This window comes from Actinosynnema sp. (genome assembly GCF_052038725.1).
On the sequence record NZ_JBQGCX010000762.1, the window covers coordinates 1 to 1,768 of the forward strand.

A 1,768-nucleotide genomic window follows, 5' to 3' on the forward strand; every position below is an offset into this window, starting at 1 on the left:
ACGGCGACACCACCCTGACCTACGCCGAACTCGACGCCCGCGCCGAACGGCTCAGCCGCGCCCTGCACGCGCACGGCATCGGGGCAGAGCACTTCGTCGCACTGGCCATGCCCAGGTCGGCCGATCTGGCGACCGCACTGCTGGCCGTCCTCAAGCGCGGCGCGGCCTGCGCCCCGCTCGACCCGGCCCAACCACCAGCCCGAATCGCCGACCTGCTCGCCGACATCCGCCCGACCTCGGTGCTCACCGACGCCACCACCGCACGCGAACTCGCGGGTGTGCTGCCCACGGACTCCTTGCTCGTGGCCGATCTCCTGGCCGAGCCCGAGCCCATGCCCGAGCCCGAGTCCGCTGCTCGGGGAAGCGCCGAGCAGCTCCAGAACGAGGCCGCCAACCAGGACGGGCGCACCCACGCCGAAACCGGCGCCGTCGCCCTGAGGCAGCAGACCTTCACCGTCCCCGCCGCCCGCCGCCACAGCGACACCACCCCGCCCGCCTCCGCCTCGCGCGAGACCACCTCCCCCGCCCCCACCTCCCTCCCCGTCGACCCGCGTCAGGCCGCCTACGCGCTGCACACCTCGGGTTCCACCGGTCGCCCCAAGGGCGTCGTGATCACCCACGGCGCCCTCGCGAACCTGCTCGTCCACCACCGGACCACGCTGTTCGCCACGTCCGCGCGCCCGCTGCGGGTCGCCTGGAGCACGTCGACCTCCTTCGACGCCACCTGGGACCAGCTCGCGTGCCTGTTCGCCGGGCACGAGCTGCACGTGGTCGACCACGCGACCTGGACCGACCCCGCCGCCTGCGTCGCGCACGTCGCCGCCCAGCGGCTCGACTTCGTCGAGTCCGCGCCGTCCTACCTGCGCGTCCTGGTGGCCAAGGGCCTGCTGGACGACCCCGCGCGGCGGCCCTCGGTGGTGGTCGCGGGCGGGGAGGCGGTGCCCGAGGAGCTGTGGCGCAGGTTGCGCGCGGTCGACGGGGTGCGCGCGGTCAACCACTACGGCCCCACCGAGTGCGCCGTCGACGCCACCACCGCGGACCTCGCGGACTCGGCCAGGCCGGTCATCGGGCGGCCGATCGGGCACGTACGGGCGCTCGTGCTCGACAGCGCCCTCCAGCCCTCGCCCCCCGGCGTGCCGGGGGAGCTGTACCTGGCTGGCGCGGGTGTGGGACGCGGCTACCTCGGACAACCGGCCCTGACCGCAGAGCGCTTCGTCGCCGACCCGTTCGGCGAGCCCGGCCGGCGCCTGTACCGAACCGGCGACCTCGTGCGCCGCACCGGCGCCGGCGACCTGGAGCACCTCGGCCGCGCCGACGACCAGGTCAAGGTGCGCGGCTTCCGGGTCGAACCGGGCGAGGTCGAGGCGCGCCTGCTCGAACACCCCGGCGTCGCACGGGCCGCCGTGGTCGTCCGCCACCGCGGCGGCGCCAACCACCTCGCCGCCTACCTGGTGCCCGCGGACACGGCACACGGCACGGCAACACAGGACACCGCCACGTCCGCCGCCGCCCCTGCCGACCCCGCAGCCTCCGATGCCGTGCCGGGCACCGCCGCCTCCGGCGCCCTGCCTGCCTCCGGTGCCTTGCCTGCCTCCGGCACCATGCCCACCCCCGGCACCATGCCCACCCCCGCCGCCCTGCGGGCCCACCTGCGTGAGCGGCTCCCCGAGCACATGGTCCCCTCGGTGTTCGTCGTGCTCGACGCGCTTCCGCTCACCACCAGCGGCAAGCTCGATCGTAGGGCCCTGCCCGACGTCGGCGTCGAGGT

At 75.6% G+C, this 1,768-nt stretch carries 1 protein-coding gene; it reads left to right on the plus strand.

Annotated elements, in window-relative coordinates; translation table 11 throughout:
* Positions 1–1,768 (plus strand): amino acid adenylation domain-containing protein (locus ACTUAL_RS15785; RefSeq protein WP_440900792.1); only part of this gene is annotated, 1,768 nt, incomplete at both ends.